The organism is Mycolicibacterium stellerae, from assembly GCF_003719305.1.
Lineage (GTDB): Bacteria > Actinomycetota > Actinomycetes > Mycobacteriales > Mycobacteriaceae > Mycobacterium > Mycobacterium stellerae.
On sequence record NZ_RARC01000029.1, the window covers coordinates 67912 to 86753 of the forward strand.

17 protein-coding genes are annotated in these 18842 nt (G+C 67.5%); 10 read left to right on the plus strand and 7 right to left on the minus strand.

Features of this window, described 5'->3' with window-relative positions:
• Positions 1–3: 3 nt before the first annotated feature.
• From hsaC to hsaA, 3 genes are read right to left on the minus strand one after another with little or no spacing between them, the layout of a single operon-like run.
• Complete coding sequence (hsaC, locus tag D6M19_RS26670; RefSeq protein WP_123028293.1) at positions 4–903, minus strand: iron-dependent extradiol dioxygenase HsaC; 900 nt, start codon at positions 901–903, stop codon at positions 4–6.
• Positions 900–1790 (minus strand): 4,5:9,10-diseco-3-hydroxy-5,9,17-trioxoandrosta-1(10),2-diene-4-oate hydrolase, encoded by an 891-nt coding sequence (gene hsaD, locus D6M19_RS26675; RefSeq protein WP_123028294.1) that lies wholly within the window; start codon positions 1788–1790, stop codon positions 900–902. Before hsaD ends, hsaC begins: the two co-directional genes overlap by 4 nt.
• A complete protein-coding gene (gene hsaA / locus D6M19_RS26680; protein ID WP_123028295.1) occupies positions 1790–2974 on the minus strand; it encodes a 3-hydroxy-9,10-secoandrosta-1,3,5(10)-triene-9,17-dione monooxygenase oxygenase subunit in 1185 nt (394 codons plus the stop codon). The genes hsaD and hsaA overlap by 1 nt, the downstream gene beginning before the upstream one ends.
• A gap of 213 nt (positions 2975–3187) precedes the next feature.
• Between hsaA and D6M19_RS26685 the strand changes: the two genes are divergently transcribed.
• Together D6M19_RS26685 and D6M19_RS26690 are read left to right on the plus strand one after the other, a co-directional pair.
• On the plus strand, positions 3188–4255 hold the full coding sequence (locus D6M19_RS26685) for a ferredoxin--NADP reductase (RefSeq protein WP_123028296.1): 1068 nt from the start codon (positions 3188–3190) through the stop codon (positions 4253–4255).
• 40 nt (positions 4256–4295) lie between these two features.
• Entirely contained in the window at positions 4296–4874 is a 579-nt protein-coding gene (locus D6M19_RS26690) for a hypothetical protein (RefSeq protein ID WP_123028297.1), read from the plus strand.
• Here the strand turns inward: D6M19_RS26690 and D6M19_RS26695 are convergent.
• On the minus strand, positions 4867–5472 hold the full coding sequence (locus D6M19_RS26695) for a TetR/AcrR family transcriptional regulator (protein WP_123028298.1): 606 nt from the start codon (positions 5470–5472) through the stop codon (positions 4867–4869). The two genes, D6M19_RS26690 and D6M19_RS26695, sit on opposite strands and share 8 nt — an antisense overlap.
• 56 nt (positions 5473–5528) lie before the next feature.
• Positions 5529–7649 carry an acyl-CoA dehydrogenase family protein gene (locus D6M19_RS26700; protein ID WP_123028299.1) on the minus strand — a complete coding sequence of 707 codons (2121 nt, stop codon included), beginning with the start codon at positions 7647–7649 and terminating at the stop codon, positions 5529–5531.
• Positions 7650–7849: 200 nt separating this feature from the next.
• Between D6M19_RS26700 and kstR the strand changes: the two genes are divergently transcribed.
• Both kstR and otsB read left to right on the plus strand, forming a co-directional pair.
• On the plus strand, positions 7850–8521 hold the full coding sequence (gene kstR, locus D6M19_RS26705; protein WP_123028315.1) for a cholesterol catabolism transcriptional regulator KstR: 672 nt from the start codon (positions 7850–7852) through the stop codon (positions 8519–8521).
• Positions 8522–8524: 3 nt separating this feature from the next.
• The gene (otsB, locus tag D6M19_RS26710) at positions 8525–11065 is read left to right on the plus strand and encodes a trehalose-phosphatase (RefSeq protein WP_123028300.1); all 2541 of its coding nucleotides are present in this window, start codon (positions 8525–8527) and stop codon (positions 11063–11065) included.
• A gap of 1 nt (position 11066) precedes the next feature.
• Here otsB and D6M19_RS26715 read toward each other — a convergent pair whose 3' ends face one another.
• Positions 11067–12167: an Rv3575c family transcriptional regulator gene (locus D6M19_RS26715; protein ID WP_123028301.1), complete on the minus strand. Its 1101-nt coding sequence runs from the start codon at positions 12165–12167 to the stop codon at positions 11067–11069.
• A gap of 94 nt (positions 12168–12261) precedes the next feature.
• Between D6M19_RS26715 and D6M19_RS26720 the strand changes: the two genes are divergently transcribed.
• The 3 genes from D6M19_RS26720 to D6M19_RS26730 are packed head-to-tail and all read left to right on the plus strand — an operon-like array spanning position 12262 to position 14846.
• Entirely contained in the window at positions 12262–13167 is a 906-nt protein-coding gene (locus D6M19_RS26720; RefSeq protein ID WP_234835057.1) for a metal ABC transporter solute-binding protein, Zn/Mn family, read from the plus strand.
• A 4-nt stretch (positions 13168–13171) separates the two neighbouring features.
• Entirely contained in the window at positions 13172–13993 is an 822-nt protein-coding gene (locus D6M19_RS26725) for a metal ABC transporter ATP-binding protein (RefSeq protein WP_123028303.1), read from the plus strand.
• On the plus strand, positions 13986–14846 hold the full coding sequence (locus D6M19_RS26730) for a metal ABC transporter permease (protein WP_123028304.1): 861 nt from the start codon (positions 13986–13988) through the stop codon (positions 14844–14846). Before D6M19_RS26725 ends, D6M19_RS26730 begins: the two co-directional genes overlap by 8 nt.
• Here the strand turns inward: D6M19_RS26730 and D6M19_RS26735 are convergent.
• Positions 14843–15670: a sulfurtransferase gene (locus D6M19_RS26735; protein WP_234835058.1), complete on the minus strand. Its 828-nt coding sequence runs from the start codon at positions 15668–15670 to the stop codon at positions 14843–14845. The two genes, D6M19_RS26730 and D6M19_RS26735, sit on opposite strands and share 4 nt — an antisense overlap.
• Before the next feature lie 28 nt (positions 15671–15698).
• Here D6M19_RS26735 and D6M19_RS26740 point away from each other — a divergent pair, with 28 nt between their 5' ends.
• From D6M19_RS26740 to D6M19_RS26750, 3 genes are read left to right on the plus strand one after another with little or no spacing between them, the layout of a single operon-like run.
• Complete coding sequence (locus tag D6M19_RS26740; RefSeq protein WP_123028305.1) at positions 15699–16457, plus strand: LamB/YcsF family protein; 759 nt, start codon at positions 15699–15701, stop codon at positions 16455–16457.
• On the plus strand, positions 16457–17377 hold the full coding sequence (locus D6M19_RS26745) for an MBL fold metallo-hydrolase (protein WP_123028306.1): 921 nt from the start codon (positions 16457–16459) through the stop codon (positions 17375–17377). The genes D6M19_RS26740 and D6M19_RS26745 overlap by 1 nt, the downstream gene beginning before the upstream one ends.
• The gene (locus tag D6M19_RS26750) at positions 17368–18609 is read left to right on the plus strand and encodes an SLC13 family permease (protein WP_123028307.1); all 1242 of its coding nucleotides are present in this window, start codon (positions 17368–17370) and stop codon (positions 18607–18609) included. The genes D6M19_RS26745 and D6M19_RS26750 overlap by 10 nt, the downstream gene beginning before the upstream one ends.
• Positions 18610–18842 lie beyond the last annotated feature (233 nt).

The following is an 18842-nucleotide window of genomic DNA, read 5'->3' on the forward strand; positions in this document are numbered from 1 at the left end:
CTACTACTTGAAGCCGATGCTGAAGTCATGCCCCCACAGGCTGACCGCGGTGCTCTCCCGCGCCACCCAGTCGTCGTCCTCGACTTGCAATCCCTCGCAGCCGAATTCGATGTCGAACCCGCTGGGCGTCTTCATGTAGAAAGACAACATCTTGTCGTTCACGTGCCTGCCCAGCGTCGCCGACATCGGCACTTTGCGGCGCAGCGCACGGTCGAGACAGAGCCCGACGTCATCGGCTTCGCCCACTTCGACCATCAGGTGCACGATGCCGCTCGGCGTCTCCCCCGGCATGAAGGCCAGGCTGTGGTGACGCGGGTTGACGCCGAAGAATCGCAACCAAGCGGGCGGGCCGTCGGCGGGCCTGCCGACGAGCTGCGGTGGCAGCCGCATCGAGTCACGCAGGTAGAAGCCGAGTACGTCACGGTAGAAGTGCAGCGACTCGGCATCGTCGCGCGTGGTCAGCACGACGTGGCCGAGGCCCTGCTGCTCGGTGACGAACTTGTGGCCGTAAGGGCTGACGACGCGGCGGTGCTCCAACGCGACTCCGTGAAAGACCTCGAGGGTGTTGCCCGAGGGGTCCTCGAACGTGATCATCCCGTCGACGCGACGGTCGGCGAGCTCTGCTGTCGACGCCTCCTTGTACGGCGTTCCCTCGACGTCGAGACGGTTGCGGATCTCCTGCAGCGCGGCGGCATTGGCCGTCTCCCAGCCGGATTGAAGCAGCCGGTCGTTCTCGCCGGGGATGATCACCAGGCGGGCCGGGAACTCGTCCATCCGAAGGTAGAGCGCACCTTCCGTCGCGCCGGAGCCCTCGACCATGCCGAGCACCTTCAGGCCGTACTCGCGCCACGCCGCGACATCGGTGGCCTCGATGCGCAGGTAGCCCAGAGATTTGATGCTCATGACCCACCTCCAAGAAAATCAACAGTGAGCTTGTTGAACTCGTCGAACTTCTCCAGCTGTGCCCAATGTCCGCACTGCCCGAACACATGCAACTGCACACGCGGAATCTGCTTGACCGCGACGAGCGCGCCGTCGAGCGGATTGACGCGGTCCTCGCGGCCCCAGATCAACAGGACCGGCTGACGCAGCTTGTAGACCTCGCGCCACATCATGCCGAGCTCGAAGTCGGGCCCCGCGAACGACTTTCCCATGGCTTTCGTCGCGGCAAGCGACTCGGGCTGGCTGGCGATCGCGAACCGCTCGTCGACCAGTTCCGGCGTGATGAGGTTCTGATCGAACACCATGATGCGCAGGAACTTCTCGATGTTCTCGCGGGTCGGCTCTCCGGCGAATTTCCCGAGCAGCTTCACGCCCTCGGTGGGATCGGGGGCGAACAGGTTGACCGAAAGGCCGCCAGGGCCCATCAGCACCAGCCTGCCCGCCCGCTTCGGGTTGTCGAGTGCGAACCGTACCGCGGTGCCTCCGCCGAGCGAATTACCAACCAGCGCAGCACGTTCGATATTGAGGTGATCGAACAGGTTGAGCAACGCCGTGGCACTGTAGCGGTTGTACTGCTCGTGTTCGGTGTGCTTGTCGGAATGCCCGTATCCCGGTTGGTCGACGGCGAGCACGTGGAAGTGTCGCGCCAGCACCGGAATGTTCTTGGAGAAGTTCGACCAGCTTGACGCACCTGGGCCGCCGCCGTGCAACAGCACGATCGTCTGCTCGTTGCCGATGCCGGCTTCGTGATAGTGCAGCCGCATGTCCTCGCGGACCTGCGCGTACCGCGAGGTCGACTCGAACGTGAGCTCTTGCTGTTGAGCGGCTTCGGCGGCGAACGACGTCATCAGACCATCGTGTCCTGGGGCGGCAGCCCGAACTCGTTGTTCCCGAAGATCAGGTAGGCGCGTTCCGGATCGTTGGCCGCGTGCACGCGGCCTGCGTGCGCGTCCCGCCAGAACCGTTGCACAGGAGCGTCGTTGTTCAACGCGGTCGCACCCGACGCCTCGAACAGCCGGTCGATGGAGGCGATGGCGCGTCCGGTGGCGCGCACCTGGTCGCGGCGGGCCCGGGCGCGCAGCTCGAACGGAATCTCCTTGCCGTCCTTCAGCAGCGCGTACTCGTCGCCGACGTTGCCGATCAGCTGCCGCCACGCGGCGTCGATGTCGCTTGCCGCCTCGGCGATGCGCACCTTCGCGAACGGGTCGTCCTTGGCCTTCTCACCTGCGAACGCGGCGCGCACCCGCTTGCCCTGATGCTCGACGTGGGCATCGTAGGCGCCGTACGCCATGCCGACGATCGGCGCCGAAATCGTGGTGGGATGCACAGTCCCCCAAGGCATCTTGTAGACCGGAGCGGTGTTGGTCTTCAGGCCGCCCGCCGTGCGGTCGTTCATCGACTTGTACGAGAGGAACCGGTGCGTTGGCACGAAGACGTCCTTGACCACCAGCGTGTTGCTGCCGGTGCCCTTCAAGCCGACCACGTGCCACACGTCGTCGATGCGGTACTCGGTGCGCGGGATCAGGAAGCTGCCGAAGTCGACCGGCTTGCCGTCCTTGATCACTGGGCCGCCGACGAACGTCCACGTCGCATGGTCGCAACCCGAAGACCAGTTCCACGAGCCGCTGACCAGGTAGCCGCCGTCGACCACGTGGCCCGCGCCCATCGGTGCGTACGACGAGGAGACGCGCACGGTCGGGTCCTCGCCCCACACCTCTTCTTGCGCCTGCTGATCGAACAGGGCGAGGTGCCAGTTGTGCACGCCGACGATCGAGCTGACCCAGCCGGTCGAGCCGCACGCCGTTGCGATGCGACGCACCGCTTCGTAGAACGCCGTCGGATCACACTGCAGGCCACCCCACTGCTCGGGCTGGAGCAGCTTGAAGAAGCCGACCTCGTCGAGTTCGGCGACCGTCTCGTCGGGCAGCCGCCGCAGATCCTCGGTCGCCTGCGCCCGCTTGGCGATCAGCGGCAGCAGATCGTCGATGCCGGCTAGGACCGACTGCACGTCACGCTGTTCAATGGACGTCACTGATTTGCCTCCCGAGAGAACGGACCTGGCGATGAGCGCTTGTGCGAAGTGGGGACCCCACCCGAAGGGTAGGGAACAAATCGCTAGACAAGATTAGAACACGTTACGATTTGTGTCGAGCAGCGCATTGCTGCGGCAGCTGGACCTGCACACATGCATTTCTGTAACATGTTCTAGTTATGGGCCCCTTGGCTGGAGAGGAAGGGCAACCGCGTGACGGACGAGCCGCTCGGTAGCCACGTGCTGGAACTGCAGGTGGCCGAAGTCGTCGTCGAGACCGACGACGCGCGCTCGCTGGTGTTCAAGGTTCCTGACGGTCCCAAGGACCCTGAGATCCCCGCCGACCGGCTGCGCTATGCGCCTGGGCAGTTCCTCACGTTGCGGGTGCCGAGCGACCGCACCGGATCGGTGGCGCGCTGCTATTCGCTGTGCAGCTCGCCGTACACCGGCGATCCGATGACCGTCACCGTCAAGCGCACCGACGGTGGCTACGCGTCGCACTGGCTGTGCGACAACGCCCACCCCGGCATGCGCATCCACGTCCTTGCCCCGTCGGGCACCTTCGTCCCCAGGACGCTGGACACCGACTTCCTGCTGCTGGCAGCCGGCAGCGGCATCACGCCGATGATGGCGATCTGCAAGTCGGCGCTCGCCGAAGGCAGCGGCCGCGTCGTGCTGATCTATGCCAACCGCGACGAGAACTCCGTCATCTTCGGCGCCGCCCTGCGGGAGCTGGCCGCCAAGTACCCCGACCGGCTGACGGTCGTGCACTGGCTGGAATCCGTGCAGGGCCTGCCGAGTGCGGCCGCGCTTTCCGCGCTCGCGGCGCCCTACACCGGCCACGACACCTACATCTGCGGGCCGGGGCCGTTCATGGCGGCCGCGGAGGAGGCGATGAAGAGCGCGGGCGCCGCCGCCGACCGGATCCACATCGAGGTGTTCAAATCGCTCGAGTCGGACCCGTTCGCCAAAGTGGTGATTGCGGAAGACGACAGCGACGAGGGGCCAGCCACCGCCGTCGTCACACTCGACGGGGTGACGCACGAGGTTCGGTGGCCGCGCAACGCGAAGCTTCTCGACGTGCTTCTCGACAAGGGCCTCGATGCCCCGTTCTCCTGCCGCGAGGGCCACTGCGGGGCCTGCGCGGTGCTGAAAAAGAGCGGTGACGTCGAGATGGACGTCAACGACGTGCTCGAGCAGCAGGATCTCGACGAGGGGCTGATCCTCGGTTGCCAGGCACGGCCGCGATCGGATTCGGTGGAAGTCACCTACGACGAATAAGCGTCGGGCTAACATTCGCCGCACGCAGACGGGAGCACACATGAAGCGGCTTGCAGCAGCAAGCGCGGCGACACTGCTGATGGCGGTGCTCACACATCCCGCCTCGGCAACGGCCGCGTCCAACACCGCGACCACATCGATCCCCGTCGACCCGGCGACCCAGATCGAGATGCACGTCACCGCCAATTGCGATGCGGCGCAAGCGCGATGCTTCTTCAACACCACCGCCAACCTGTTGACACCCGACGGCCCGACCGGATTTCCCGGCGACACCTGGGCGCGACAGACGATCACGCTTCGCAGCTCGGACCGCCAGGTGTGGCAGGAAGCCTCCTACAGCGCCCCCTCGGGCAATCCGCGAGAGGTCAAGGGCGCCAACCACGACAACGTGCTGTCGAAGATGTACAAGGCGGTCACCAACGCCGAAATCTCGGTGACCTATTTCGGCGGCGGACCGATCGAGCGATTCCAGGCCGACGGCGACTCGGTGCCGACCGACTGGATCACCGGGAAGCCGAACACGACGGCCCCGTTCTTCGCGTGCTCGCAGATCCAGGTGGTCTACGGCGGGGTGAACCTGACCACGCCGACCGCCTGCGCGCAGACCACGTTCAGCTAGTGCTGCCTGCAGGCGGCACCCACCTGCGGACCGCCGCACGAGCGCGCTCGAACACCGCCGAGTCTCCTTGCAGTATGAAGGTCACACTGGCAGACACCAGGACCGCGTTGAGCTCGAAGGCGAGCTGGGCCGGGTCGTCGTCCGGCTCGAGTTCGCCGACGTCCATCGCTTTGCGGGCAAGGCGGGCCAGAAGTTCGATCCAGTCCCGCTGCTGCGCGGCGACCGCATCGCGCGCCGCGCCTGCCCGCGTGCCGACGTCGGCGGCCGCCACCGTGAAGAAGCATCCGCCGGGGAACACCCGCCGCTCGATGTGAGACAGATACGCGTCGCAGGCCGCGTGCAGGCGCCGGATGCCCTGCGGCGACTCGAGCGCGGGCACGAACACCTCCGCGACGAACGTCTCCCGCGCTGAGGCGATGGTCGCCAACTGCAGATCCTCTTTCGAGCCGAAGTGTGCATAAAGACCGCTCTTGCTCATCCCGATCGCTGTCGCGAGCCCGCCGATGGTGAGGCCGTCCAGCCCGTCGACCGTTGCAAGGCGCGCGGCCCGCTCGAGGATTGCCGCCTTCGTACGCTGCCCCTTCGGCCGCGGCTTCACGCTGACGAGCGTAAAGGCACGACCGTGCTTTTCGCCGCAGCGACGGGCCGGGGGGTTTAGCGCGGCAGGCCGAGCAGCCGTTCGCCTGCCATCGTGAGCAGGATCTGCTCGGTGCCGCCCGCGATGGTCAGGCAGCGCACGTTGAGGAAGTCGTGCACAGGCTGGTTGGAGACAACACCGGCGCCCTCGGACAGATCCATCCGGAACTCCGACAGCGCCTGCCGGTACCGCACGCCGATCAGCTTGCGCGCGCTGGCCTGCGGCCCCGGATCGGCGCCCCCGACCGCCAGCTGCGCGATGCGCTGGTCGAGCAGCGAGCCGACCTGCGCGGCGACGATCAGCCGGCCGAGCCGGTCCTGCAGCGTCGGGTCCAGCTCGAGTGTGGCCACCGTGCGCAGCACCTCCTCCATGGGATTGCCGAGCGCCGTGCCGTGCGCCATCGCGACCCGTTCGTTTGCCAGCGTGGTGCGGGCCAGCCGCCAGCCGTCGTTGACCTCGCCGACCACCATCTCGTCGGGCACGAAAACGTCGTCGAAGAACACCTCGTTGAACAGGTCTTCGCCGGTGATCTCCCGCAGCGGGCGGATGTCGATGCCCGGCGTCGCCATGTCGATGATGAAGTACGTGATGCCCTTGTGCTTGGGCGCGTCGGGGTCGGTGCGCGCCAGGCACACACCGAACTGTGCCCAGTTCGCCCGCGACGTCCAGACCTTCTGCCCGGTGAGCTTCCAACCCCCCTCGGCGCGGACGGCCTTCATACGCAGCGACGCGAGGTCTGAGCCCGCGCCCGGCTCGCTGAAGAGCTGGCACCAGAACAGCTCGCCGCTCAGCGTCGGCGGCACGAACCGCTCGATCTGCTCGGGGCTGCCGTGCTCGAGGATCGTCGGCGCCGCCCACCAACCGATCACCAGATCGGGGCGCTCGACACCGGCGGCGGCCATCTCACGATCGATCAGCAGCTGCTCGGCGGGTGAGGCGGCCCTGCCGTATGGCCGCGGCCAATGCGGCGCCTGCAGCCCCGCCTCCGCGAGCGCGATCTGTCGCTTCTCGACGGGCTGCGCCGCGACATCGGCGACCGCCGCGGCGATCTCGGGCTGCAGGTGCTCGACGGAGGCCAAGTCGATGTGCAGTTCGCGGCGGACACCCTGCTGCGTGAGCACGGCGACCCGGCGCAGCCAGCGCGACGCGCCGCCGAGGAACTGCGAGATGCCGTACGCCCGACGCAGATACAGATGAGCGTCGTGCTCCCAGGTGATCCCGATGCCGCCGAGCACCTGGATGCAGTCCTTGGCGTTGGCCTTGGCGAATCCGATGCTCGCCGCGGCTGCCACGGCCGCGGCGATCGACAGCTGCGGATCGTCGGCGTCATTGGCGGCGTTGGCCGCGTCACCCGCGGCCACCGTGACTTGCTCGGAGCGCAGCAGCATCTCCGCGCACATGTGCTTGACGGCTTGGAAGCTCCCGATCGGCTTGCCGAACTGCTCGCGAACCTTCGCGTATTCGGCGGCGGTCTGCAGTGTCCAGCGTGCCAACCCGGCGGCCTCGGCGGCCTGCACCGTCGCGGCGAGGTCCTCGACGCGTCGCCTCGACACCGGCAGAACCTCGGCGGGCGCACCGGCCAGTACGACGCGGGCCAGTGGCCTGGAGAAGTCGGTGGGCGTCAACGGTTCGACGGTAACCCCGTCGGCGGTGGCGTCGACGAGTAGGAACTCTTCCCCTGCGGGCAGAAGCAGCACCCCGTCGGCGTCGGCGCCAAGCACGTATTCGGCAGTACCCGACGCCAGGCCGCCGTCGTATGTCAGCTCGGCGTTCAGCGCGAGGCCCGCGGTGCGCTCGCCGGACGCCAGTGCCTCCAGCAACTCAGCCTGCGAACTCGGCACCACAAGTGTGGCAACCGCGGTGGTGGCGATCGGACCCGGCACCAAAGCGGCGGCGGCCTCGTCGACCATCGCGCACAGATCGTCGACGGTGCCGCCCGCTCCACCGGCTTCCTCCGGTAAGGCGACGCCGAAGATGCCGAGTTGAGCCAGGCCGGCGTACGGCGCCCGCCAGGCGCTCGGATCGCCCTTTTCGATGTCGCGGGCGGCCTTGACGGCATTCGACCCCGCCGCCCAGCTACGGACCAGTTCACGCGCGGCAAACTGCTCGTCGGTGACGGTCGCTGACGCCTGCGACATTTGAGGACTCCTATGCCATCGCGTGAGAAGGGCCTGCTTCTCACTAGAACGTGTTCTAATAGTGCCAGTCTTGGACCGTCAAGTCGAACGCCATTACAGCAGGACACGTCGGTGCCGCATGGCCGCTGAGGTGAGAAAAGAGGGATCGGCATGCGTATCGTTTCCACCGAGACCGCATGATGAAGGAGCCGTCACAACCGATGTCGTTGCCAGCACCAACCAACCCGTCCTCGGGGTCTGAATCGCGACCGCCTCAGGTGATGCCGGTGTCCGTCCTCGCAGAGTCCGAACTCGGCTCAGAGGCTCAAAGGGAGCGCCGCAAGCGGATACTCGACGCCACCCTCGCCATCGCTTCCAAGGGCGGCTACGAGGCCGTCCAGATGCGTGCCGTCGCGGAGCGCGCCGATGTCGCCGTCGGCACCCTGTATCGCTACTTCCCGTCAAAGGTGCACCTGCTGGTGTCCGCGCTCGGCCGCGAATTCGAACGCATCGACGCCAAGACCGACCGCGCGACGCTCGCGGGCGGCACGCCCTATCAGCGGCTGAACCTCATGGTCGGCAAGCTGAACCGGGCGATGCAGCGCAACCCGCTGCTGACCGAGGCGATGACGAGGGCCTTCGTGTTCGCCGACGCATCGGCCGCAGGTGAGGTCGATCACGTCGGCAAGCTGATGGACTCGATGTTCGCGCGCGCCATGAGCGAAGGCGAGCCGACCGAGGACCAGTTCCACATCGCGAGGGTCATCTCGGATGTCTGGCTGTCCAACCTGCTGGCCTGGCTCACCCGCCGGGCGTCGGCCACCGATGTGAGCAAACGGCTCGACCTTGCGGTTCGTTTGCTCATCGGCGACGGGGAGCACCCTAAGATCTAGCGGGTGACGCAGGAGTTGCCGGCCGAGCTGAAGCGCGCCCTCGCGACCATCGCTCGGGTTCCCCGTGTCCTCATCGCCTGCGACTACGACGGCACCATGGCTCCGATCGTCGCCAACCCCGACGATGCGCGTCCACTCACCGCATCCGCCGCGGCGATGCGCGAGCTGGCGGCGCTGCCGTCGACCATTGCCGCGGTGATCTCCGGGCGGGCACTGCGCGACCTGGCCACGCTTTCCCGCATGCCCGCCGAAGTGCACCTCGTCGGCAGCCACGGCTCGGAGTTCGACACCGGCTTCGTGCATGCCATCGACGACGATGCAAAGGCGCTGCTGAGCAAAATCAAAGACGCACTCGGCGCCATCGCCGCGGAGTACCCCGGCGTGGCGATCGAGATCAAGCCGGCCAGCATCGCGCTGCACGTGCGCAACGCCGAACCGGCGGACGCGGACGAGGCACTCAAGAAGGCGCAGGCCGTATCGCAGGCTTGGGATAACGCCCAGATCACCAAGGGCAAAGCGGTTCTCGAGTTCGCGGTGATCCAGACCGACAAGGGTCAGGCGCTCGACATCCTGCGCCACCAGCAGGGCGCATCCGCCGCGGTGTTCTTCGGCGACGACGTCACCGACGAGAAGGCGTTTCGCCGGCTGCACGGCCCGGACGTCGGGGTGAAGGTCGGTCACGGCGCCACGCTGGCCGACCACCGGATCGACTCGCCGGAGGACGTCGCGCTCGCCCTCACCTTCCTGCTCGAGTGCCGCCGAACCTGGCTTCTCGGTGGCCATTCGACGCCCATCGAGCGGCTGACCATGATGTCCAACGGCCGGACCATCGCACTGCTGACGCCCGAGGCCGACGTGGTGTGGATGTGTCATCCGCAGGCCGATTCGTCGGCGGTGTTCTCCAGGCTGCTCGGCGACGCGAACGCCGGCCATTTCGAGATCAGCCCGCAGCGGGACTCGCTGCCGTTGAGCCAGCGCTACGTCGACGGCACGATGACCGTCGAAACCCGTTGGGCCAGCCTGCTGGTGACCGACTATCTGTCCCACGACGTCGGCGCAGGCCGCACCGATCTGATCCGGGTGATCAGCGGGCAGGCCAAGGCCCTTGTGTCGTTCTCACCGCGGCCCGAGTTCGCCCAGGCGCCGGTGCACCTGCGCGTCGACGACGGCGGGCTTCGGGTTTCCGCGACCAACGACCCGATGGTTTTGCGCGCGCCCGGCGTCGACTGGGAGATCGTGGCGGACGGCGTCCACGAGACGGCCCGTGCGGTGGTGGACCCGTCGCAGGGTCCCGTGGTTCTCGAATTGCGCTGCGGCACCGAGGACTTGTCCGAAAGCCCGGTCGACGAGGATTCACGACGCGAGCGCGCCGAAGGCCACTGGCGGAACTGGGTGCAGACGTTGACGCTGCCCCTACTGAATCAGCCACTGATGAAGAGGTCGGCGCTGACGCTGCGCGGCCTCGTGCATACCGACACCGGGGCGATCATGGCCGCGGCGACGTCGTCGCTGCCGGAGGAGATCGGTGGCGTCCGCAATTGGGACTACCGCTACTGCTGGATCCGCGACGCCGCGATGACGGCGGCCGCACTGGTCTCGCTGGGATCCACCGACGAGGCCGAGGGATATCTGAATTGGCTGCACGGTGTGATCGAGACGATGCACGGGCCGGAGCGGCTGCATCCGCTCTATGCGCTCTCCGGCACGATGCTCGGCCCGGAGGCGGTTATCGATTCGCTGCCCGGTTATGCGGGCTCGCGCCCGGTGCGGGTGGGCAATGCCGCGAATGCCCAAGTGCAGCTGGATGTGTTCGGCCCGGTGGTGCAGCTGATATCCGACCTGGTGCACAAGCGGGTGCAGAGCGGGAGGGCCGACGCGCTGACCGACGCCGACTGGAGCCTGGTCTGCGAGATGGTAGTCGCTGTCGAGAGCCGTTGGGCCGAGCCGGATCACGGCATCTGGGAGATCCGCGGCGCACCGAGGCACCATGTGTACTCGAAGGTGATGTGCTGGCTGACCGTCGACCTGGCCGTGAAACTGGGCAAGGAGTTCGGCCGCGAGGCACCTCCGGGATGGGCAACCCTGCGCGATGTCATCTCTCAGCAGGTGCAGGACCGCGGCTGGAACGACGAGGTGCAGTCTTACACCGCGGCCTACGACGGCACCGACCTGGACGCCGCGACGCTGCACATCGGCCTGTCCGGGCTGATCGCGCCGTCCGACCCCAGGTTCGCCGCCACCGTCGTGGCAACGGAGTCCGAGTTGCGCAGCGGCGCAACCGTTTACCGATACCGCAGCGACGACGGTCTACCCGGGACTGAAGGCGGCTTCCATTTGTGCGCCGCATGGCTGGTCGAGGCATACCTGTTGACCGACCAGCGGTCGCAGGCCGAGGCGCTGTTCGACCGCATGGTCACCGCGGCGGGGCCGACCGGCCTGCTGTCCGAGGAGTACGACCCCGTCGCCGAACGGGCACTCGGTAACCATCCGCAGGCCTACAGCCACTTGGGGTTGTTGCGCTGTGCCCAACTCCTCGGCGCCTGAGTCAGACCGGCGGACCCGAGGTGCGGCCGCGGATCAGTTCCGTGTCGAGCACGTCGATCACCGGCAGACCTGAGCGCGGCGGGTTGTGCAGCAGACCGCCTGCACGGCGACCCTTCTCCATGCTCGGCTGTTTCACCGTCGTCAGGCCGCGGCGCAGCGCCTCGGGCACTCCGTCGAAACCGGTCACCGTCATCTGACCCGGCACGTAGATGCCGCGTGCCCGCAGGTAATCCATCGCCGAGACCGCCAGCACGTCGGCGGTGCAGATCAGCGCCGTGATGCGCGGGTTGGCCTCCAGAGCCACCTCGGCGGCGACCCCGCCCGAAGTCGGTTGGTGCTCATAGCTTTCCACCACCGTCAGCGATCTCGGATCCAGTCCCGCGCCGATCATCGCGTCGTACACCCCGTCGATCCGTTCCCGTTGCACGTGGAAGTGCGGAGTCTGCAGCCGATCCGGATTCGCCACCACCGGCTTGCTGCCGCCGGGCGGACGCTCCCTGCCCAGCCGCATCGTCAGCACGCCGATCTCACGGTGGCCAAGCTCCACAACGTGTTTGGCGAGCTCGGCCATGCCAGCCCGGTCGTCGATGCAGACCCGGGATGCGCCGGGGACATCTCTCGGCTGGTCGACGACCACCACCGGCAGATGGCGTTGAAGTACCACCTGTAGATACGGGTCGTCGTCGGACGCCGAGTAGACCACGAAGCCGTCGACACCCGCCGAGAGCACCGCGGCCGTCCCGTCACTGACGCTTCGGTTCGGCCCGACCGCCACAAGCAGCAGTCCCTGGCCCGCGTCCTCGCACGACTCGGCGAGCCCGGCGACGAAGTCCAGCGCCGCGGGATCGTTGAACGAATAGTTCAGTGGTTCGGTCATCACCAGGCCGACCGCGCCTGCCTTGCGGGTTCGCAACGAGCGGGCCACCGGGTCCGGCCCCGGGTAACCGAGGCGCTTGGCCGTCGCGAGAACACGGTCGCGGAGGTCGGCCGACAGCTGGTCGGGGCGGTTGTAGGCGTTGGAGATCGTGGTCCGGGAGACCTTCAGCTCGGCCGCAAGGGAAGCAAGCGTCGCCCGGCGCCGTGGCGTGGGGCTCCTGGACATGCCGGTGACGTTATCTGACGTTGCAGTTCGCGTAGCCACACCTGTTGCGTTAGAGTTATTGGAAACGGTTTTCATTTGTATTAGGAGGACATCGGTGGGCAAATCGGCGATCAGGTTCGCGGTCGGACTGACGGTGGCCGCACTCGCCGCCGCGGGATGCAGCCAGGACGCGCCGGGCCACGACCGCGATGCGGTCAGCATCGTGGCCTCAACCGACGTATGGGGCAGCGTGGCGAGCGCCGTCGCTGGAACGCACGCGTCGGTCAAGTCGATCGAGTCGGGGCCATCCGCTGACCCGCACTCGTTCGAAGCGACTCCCGCCGACATCGCCGAGATATCCGACGCGTCACTACTGGTCTACAACGGCGGCGGCTACGACCACTGGGTGGACGACGTGATTGCGGCCGACCCCGAAATCGACGCTGTCGACGCCTACTCACTACGCGGCACCAATGGACCCGACAACGAACACGTCTTCTACGACCTCAGTATCGCCAAGGCCGTCGCCGACGAGATCGCAAAGCGCCTTGCCGATATCGACTCGGCGCATGCGGACGAATACCGCAGCAATGCATCACAATTCGGCAAGCAGGCCGACGACATCGCGGCGTCCGAACGGGCGATCGGCAAGGCCCACCCGTCGGGTTCGGTCGTCGCGACCGAGCCGGTGGCGTACTACATGCTGCGCAACGCAGGTATCACCGACCGAACCCCGCCCGGCTTCGCCAGCGCGGTGGAGGAGGGCGACGACCCGGCACCCGCCGACGTCGCCGCGATGCTCGACCTGATCAACAGCCATCAGGTGTCGGTGCTGCTCTTCAACTCGCAGACCGAGACCGCGGCCACCAAGCAGATCCAGGAGGCAGCGCGGCGTGCGTCGCTTCCGGTGGTCACAGTCACCGAAACGCTGCCGCAGGGTGTGGACTACCTGACGTGGCAGCGCGACACCGTCGACCAACTCGCAGGTCAGTTCGACAAGTCGGCACAGGCGAATCGATAGCGACTTGACAGCAGCTGACGTCGCCGTCGACCTGTTGGGTGGCCGCCTCGCGTTCGGCGACCGGGTGCTGTGGGACCAACTCGACCTCACGGTCCAGCCGGGCGAATTCATCGCGGTGCTCGGGCCGAACGGGACCGGCAAGACCTCATTGCTGAAGGTTCTCCTTGGCGAACTACCGCTGAGTGCCGGCACCGTCACGATCGCAGGCAGACCGGTCACCAAGGGCAGCAACCTGATCGGATACGTACCGCAGCACCGGGCCGTCGATCGTGGTCTGACCCTGCGCGGAAGCGACCTCGTCGGGCTCGGCGTCGACGGCCACCGCTGGGGTATGACGAGCCTGCGCCCCGCCCAGCGGACACAGCGGCGCGCCGCCGTGCATGCGGCTCTACAGCAGGTGAACGCCGACCGGCTGGCCGGTGTGCCCGTCGGCGTGATGTCCGGCGGCGAACTGCAACGGGTACGGATCGCCCAAGCGCTGGCAACAGATCCTGTCCTGCTGCTGTGCGACGAGCCGCTGCTCAACCTCGACCCGGCCAACGCACGACTGGTCTCCGAACTGATCGATCGGCGGCGACGCGACGCCGATACCGCCGTGCTGTTCGTCACTCATGAGGTGAATCCCGTTCTGCCGTATGTAGATCGGGTGCTCTACCTGGTCGACGGACGGTTCCGGGTCGGCACCGTCGACGAGGTGATGACGTCGGACACGCTCTCGGAGTTGTATCGCGCCGACATCCAGGTGGTGAAGGTGCACGGCCGCTACGTCGTCGTCGGCGCGCACATCGACCATTCCGGCCACACGAGCGGGCACAGCCATGAATGACCGACTCGCCGACGTGTTCGCGCAGCTGTTCGCCTTCGACGTCACCGCCGACCTGCTCAGCCGCGACTTCGTGCAGAAGGCGTTGTTGGCCGCGGCCCTGCTGGCACTCGTCGCGGGGCTGGTCGGGCCGTTCATCGTGATGCGCCAGATGTCGTTCGCCGTGCACGGATCGAGTGAATTGTCCTTGACCGGAGCCTCTTTCGCGCTTCTGACCGGGCTGAACGTCGGTCTCGGCGCACTCGTCGGCAGTGCGTTGGCCGCTGTGTTGTTCGGCTTTCTCGGTCAGCGCGCCCGCGAGCGTGACTCCGCGATCGGAGTCGTGCTGGCATTCGGGCTTGGCCTGGCGGTGCTGTTCATTCACCTGTACCCGGGCCGCACTGGTACCAGCTTCGCCCTGCTGACCGGACAGATCGTCGGCGTCGGCTACTCGGGGCTGGCGCTGCTGGCGGTGGTCACCATCGTCGTGATCGTCGTGCTGGCCGTCTGTTACCGGCCGCTGCTGTTCGCGACGGTGGACCCTGAGGTGGCGGCGGCGCGCGGCGTGCCGGTCCGCGCGATGGGCATCGTGTTCGCCGCGCTGGTCGGCGTGGTGGCCGCGCAGGGCGTGCAGATCGTCGGTGCACTGCTGGTGATGTCGCTGCTGATCACGCCCGCGGCGGCGGCCGCGCGGGTCTTCGTCTCACCCGCGGCCACGATCGCGGCCTCCGTGGTCTTCGCCGAGATATCGGCCGTCGGTGGCATCGTGGCATCGCTGGCGCCCGGTGTACCGGTGTCGGTGTTCGTCACGACGATCTCGTTCGCGATCTTCCTGGTGTGCTGGCTAATCGGCAGCCGCCGCACGCGGGGCTACTAGCCCGTTTCGACGGGACGCGTCGGGTCAGAAGACCATTCGGACCACGACCCGGGGAACAGCGCCGCATCGATGCCGAGCGTCGCGAGTGCGGCAACCACCACCGACGCCGTGACGCCCGAGCCGCAGTAGGCGCCGACGTCGTCGACATCGCCGAACAGCTGCGCGAGATCCTTCTCCTCGAGGAACGTCCCGTCCCCGGCGAGAAAACCGGTGCTCGGCGCATTGCATGCGCCGGGAATGTGTCCCGCTACCGGATCGATCGGCTCGACATGGCCGAGGAACCGCTCCGGCGCCCGCGCATCGAGCAGGGTGTCGGCGGCCATCACCGTATCGGCCGTCAGGGTGGGCAGCGCACCGGCGTACAAATCCTCGTGAGGCACCGCCACGTCGCCCGGCTCGGGCGTCACCGGTCCGCTCTCGAGTGCGCCTGTCCATGCCGCCAGCCCCCCGTCGAGGATGCGGACGTTCTCGACACCCGCGGCGCTCAACACCCACCAGGCGCGCGCCGAACCCGCCCTGTTCCAGTCGTCGTAGACGACGACAGGTACGCCGTTGCGAATCCCCCACCGACGCCCGGCAGCCTCGACCGCGAGGCCCGACGGCAATGGGTGACGCCCCCGCCCCTCCACCGAGTGGTCGCTGAGCTCATCCTCCAGCGATACGTACACCGCCCCGGGTATATGGCCTCGTTCGTGGGCATCGCGCCCGTCCGGCTCGGTCAGCTGCCACCGGACATCAAGGATCGTCACCGGATCACCCGCAGCCAGCAGCGCCGCCAGTTCGGTCGCGGTGATCAACACCTCGTCACGCCGTCGTCGGTCCACGTATCCAGCCTGCCATTAGGCTGGCGACATGGCCTCCGTCGACCTCAACGCCGACCTTGGGGAGAGCTTCGGGACGTGGCAGCTCGGTGACGACGACGCGATGCTCGGCCTGGTCACCAGCGCCAACGTCGCGTGCGGATTCCACGCGGGCGACCCGGCGACCCTCAGTCACAGCTGCGAGGAAGCCGCAAAGCAGGGGGTCCGGATCGGCGCCCAGGTCGGCTACCCCGACCTCGCAGGCTTCGGCAGACGCTTCATCGATGTCGCGCCCTCCGACCTCATCGCCGACATCATCTATCAGATCGGTGCGCTTCAGGCGCTCGCCCGCGCGGCCGGTTCCGGTGTCGCGTACGTGAAACCGCATGGGGCGCTGTACAACGCGATCGTCAACCACAGAGACCAGGCCCGCGCGGTCGCCAAGGCCGTGCACACCGTCGACCCGACCCTGCCGGTGCTCGGATTGGCGGGATCGGTCTTCTTCGAAGAGGCGGACCGACTCGGCCTGCGCACCGTGCCCGAGGCGTTCGCCGACCGCTCATACCGGCCCGACGGACAGCTGGTCTCCCGGCGGGAACGCAACGCCGTGCTGCACGACCCCGCCGAGATCGCCGACCGGGTGGCGTCGATGGTGCAGTCGGGGCGCGTCGTCGCCGTGGACGGATCGACGATTGCCGTCACCGTCGAATCGGTTTGTGTACATGGCGATTCGCCGGGAGCCGTGCAGATCGCGACCGCAGTGCGGGACCGCCTGGTGAACGAAGGCGTCGCACTGACGGCGTTCGTCTGATGCGGCTCAAGCCGGGCCGACCCGATTTAGCGAACTACACAAAGTTTTTCGACGTTCCCGCTGCCGGTGCCGACGCGCCGCTTTCCGTGAGCTGGGCCGGTGTCACCACGTTGCTTGTCGACGACGGCTCATCGGCGTTGATGACCGACGGCTTCTTCTCCCGGCCCGGGCTTGCCGCCGTCGGCCTCGGTCAGATCGCCCCGTCGGCCCCCCGCATCGATGGCAGCCTCGAGCGGTTGGGGGTGCGCCGACTGGAAGCCGTCCTTCCCGTCCACACCCATTTCGACCACGCGATGGACTCGGCGGTGGTCGCGCAGCGGACCGGCGCACGAATCGTCGGAGGGAAGTCGGCGGTACAGGTCGGCATAGGCGGCGGGCTGACCGAAGACCGCCTGGTCGTCGCGACCCCTGGTGAGCCCATCACGCTCGGCGATTACCAGGTCACGCTGGTTGAGGCGGAACACTGTCCGCCAGACCGATTTCCGGGTGTGATCACCGCGCCCGTCACGCCGCCGGTGAGGACGTCGGCCTATAAGTGCGGCGAGGCGTGGTCGACGCTCGTGCACCACCTGCCGTCGGATCGGCGGCTGCTGGTCATCGGCAGCGCGGGCTTTGTGCCAGGCGCACTCGCCGGACACCGGGCCGAGGTGGTGTATCTGGGTGTCGGGCAGCTGGGTATCCAGCCCGAGCGCTACCTCGTCGACTACTGGGCCGAGACGGTGCGGGCCGTCGGAGCGCGCCGCGTCGTGCTGATTCACTGGGACGACTTCTTCCGACCGCTGACCAAGCCGCTGCGCGCCCTTCCCTATGCCGGAGACGACCTCGACGTCTCGATGCGGGTGCTCACCGCGCTCGCCAACGACGACGGCATAGCGCTTCATCTGCCGACGCTCTGGGAGCGCGCCGACCCGTGGAGCTGACCCTCGCGCTCGTGGCGCTGGCGGTTGTGCTGGCGTTCGCGATGGTCAAGCCGCGAGGCTGGCCGGAGGCCGTAGCCGCAGTGCCTGCGGCCTCACTCCTGATCGCGTTCGGTGTGGTGCCGCTGCGGGATGCGGCGCACGAAGTCGAGCAGCTACTCCCGGTGGTCGGCTTCCTTGCGGCCGTGCTCGTGCTGGCGCAGCTGTGTGACGACGAGGGCCTGTTCCGGGCGGCGGGCTCGGCCATGGCCAGGTCGGCCGACGGCAATTCCCGGCGACTGCTGGCCAGGGTGTTCGTCATGGGTGCCGTGACGACCGCCGTGCTGAGCCTCGACGCCACCGTTGTGCTGCTCACCCCCGTGGTGCTCGCGACGACGCGCACGTTGCGGGTGCCTGCAAGGCCGCACGCATATGCCACCGCGCATCTGGCCAACACCGCGTCGCTGCTGCTGCCGGTGTCCAACCTGACCAATCTGCTGGCGTTTGCTGCCGCCGGGCTGTCGTTCGTGCACTTCACCGCGGTGATGGCGCCCTCGTGGTTGGCTGCTGTCGCCGTCGAATTCTTTTTGCTGCGTTGGCTTTTCGCGCGCGATCTCGCTGTGAAGCCGCACCCCGAGCCGACCACGGACCCGGTGCGGTTTCCGGTGTTCGTGGTGGTGGTGCTGTCGGCGACGTTGATCGGGTTCGCCGTCGCCTCGCTGCTCGGCTTGTCTCCGGCGTGGGCCGCGCTCGCCGGTGCCGTCGTCCTCGGCGTGCGGGCGCTTGCCCGGCGCGAGACATCTGTCGGCCGTATCGCCGCCGCGGCCGACGTGCCGTTCCTGGTATTCGTGTTGTGCCTCGGAGTGGTGGTCAAGGGCCTCATGCTGCACGGCCTCGAATCCGCGATGCGCGGGGTGCTGCCGAATGGCAACACGTTGCTCGCGCTGCTCGGCATTGCGGCCATCGCCGCGGTGTTGTCCAACATCGTCAACAACCTGCCCGCGGTACTGGTGCTGCTGCCGCTGGTGACCGCGTCGGGACCGGCAGCGGTGCTGGCGATGTTGCTCGGCGTCAACATCGGGCCGAACCTGACCTACGTGGGTTCGCTGGCGAATCTGCTGTGGCGCAGCGTCGTGCGCCGGGACATGCCCGCCGGGTTCCGCGAGTTCAGTCGGATCGGGTTGATCACGACGCCGGTGACGCTCGTCGTCGCCGTGCTCGGGTTGTGGGTGGGCGTCGCGCTGTTCGGCGTTTAGCGGCGCATCCGGAGTCGGTTATCCACAGTCGTAATTTCATCCACAGGTAGCGGTTGACCTGGTGGGTTTTGTCGCAGTTCTCGATATCTTCGAAAGTATGTTCGGATCGGAGTTCGCGGCGGCCAGCGATGCAGACGTCATCGCCGCGATCGAGGATGGGGTGCGCCAGGAGGCGATCGCCGGTGCGCGCCGGCTGGCCGCGATCGCCGAGTTGACCCGCCGCCGCGTCGACG